We start from the raw sequence: 355 nt of genomic DNA, 5'->3' as shown, positions 1-355 counted from the left end.
GCAGCGAATCGCCGAGTTGCAGGCGCTGCGCAAGCAACTGCGTGCCATCCGCAGTACCTGTGCGGGAGGGGTATGCGTTGGCGATTGCGGTGCACTTGAATCGCTGCGCAGCGCCACTGGGGCAAGCTGGCCAACCGTTCGCTGAGCGGAGCCTCAAATAACGACATTCAGCTCGGTGCGAACCAACGATGCGGTAGCAACTCGTGAACCAGGCTAACCCGTTGCGTCGGCAAGCGAGCCAAAACGTCCTTGAGATACGCATAGGGATCATGCCCATTGAGTCGTGCTGACTGGATGAGCGTCATGACGGCTGCTGCCCTCTGACCAGCTCGTAGGCTGCCCGCAAAGAGCCAGT

At 60.6% G+C, this 355-nt stretch carries 1 protein-coding gene; it reads right to left on the bottom strand.

Going from position 1 to position 355, the window contains the following annotated elements:
* Positions 1 to 167: 167 nt before the first annotated feature.
* The coding region (locus BHU06_RS22285; protein ID WP_139147186.1) for a transposase domain-containing protein at positions 168 to 355 on the bottom strand (188 nt) is incomplete at its 5' end.

Origin of the sequence: Hydrogenophaga sp. PML113, assembly GCF_001777155.1 — a bacterium.
In the GTDB taxonomy this organism is placed as follows: domain Bacteria; phylum Pseudomonadota; class Gammaproteobacteria; order Burkholderiales; family Burkholderiaceae_C; genus Hydrogenophaga; species Hydrogenophaga borbori.
The sequence above is the reverse complement of the archived record's forward strand: the minus strand, read 5'-3'. Positions and strand labels throughout refer to the sequence as shown.